This window comes from Micromonospora sp. ATCC 39149 (assembly GCF_000158815.1).
GTDB lineage: Bacteria > Actinomycetota > Actinomycetes > Mycobacteriales > Micromonosporaceae > Micromonospora.
In genome coordinates this window covers 1,537,064-1,537,865 of the sequence record NZ_GG657738.1, presented here as the reverse complement: position 1 = coordinate 1,537,865, position 802 = coordinate 1,537,064, and the positions used below count along the sequence as shown (strand labels likewise).

Below are 802 nucleotides of genomic sequence, written 5' to 3'. Positions count from 1 at the left end.
ACCTCGGCCCGGCGGCCCGCCGCGACACCCCGCCCGCCTTCGCCGATCTGCTGCCGGCGCGCCGCTGGGCGGGAGCGAGCGCGGCCGGACTGTCCACCGTGGTCGGCCGGGCCGGGCGGCAGCCGGTCACCGTCGCCTTCGACGACGCTACCCCGCACTGGCTGGTCGCCGGCCGCACCGGCGCTGGCAAGACGGTGTTCCTGCTCGACGCCCTGTACGGGCTGGCAGCCCGGTACGCCCCCGACCAGCTCCAGCTCTGGCTGCTCGACTTCAAGGAGGGCGTCAGCTTCACCGAGTTCGTCCCCACCGAGCGGGACCCGTCGTGGCTGCCGCACGCCCGCGTCGTCGGCATCGAGAGCGACCGGGAGTACGGCCTGGCCGTGCTGCGGGAGCTGCGCCGGGAGCTGAACCGGCGGGCGAGCGTCCTCAAGCGCCACGGCGTCACCAAGCTCGCCGACCTGCCCCGCGACGCGGCGGCGCCCCGGATCGTCGCGGTCGTCGACGAGTTCCAGGTGCTGCTCGCCGGCACCGACGCCCTCGCCCGGGAGGCCGTCGACCTGCTGGAGGAGTTGGCCCGCAAGGGCCGCTCGTACGGGGTGCACCTGGTGCTGGCCAGCCAGTCCACCGCCGGCATCGAGTCGCTGTACGGCCGGGCCGAGGCGATCTTCGGGCAGTTCCCGCTGCGGGTGGCCCTGCCTGGCGGCGGGGGAGTGCTCGACGCGCTCAACACCGCCGCCGACGCGCTGCCGATCGGCGCGGCCGTGCTCTACACCGCCGCCGGGGCGGCCGGGGGCCGACACCG

1 protein-coding gene is annotated in these 802 nt (G+C 76.2%); it reads left to right on the top strand.

Features of this window, described 5'->3' with window-relative positions; all coding sequences use genetic code 11:
* Positions 1-802 (top strand): FtsK/SpoIIIE domain-containing protein (locus tag MCAG_RS06180; protein WP_036372550.1); only part of this gene is annotated, 802 nt, incomplete at both ends.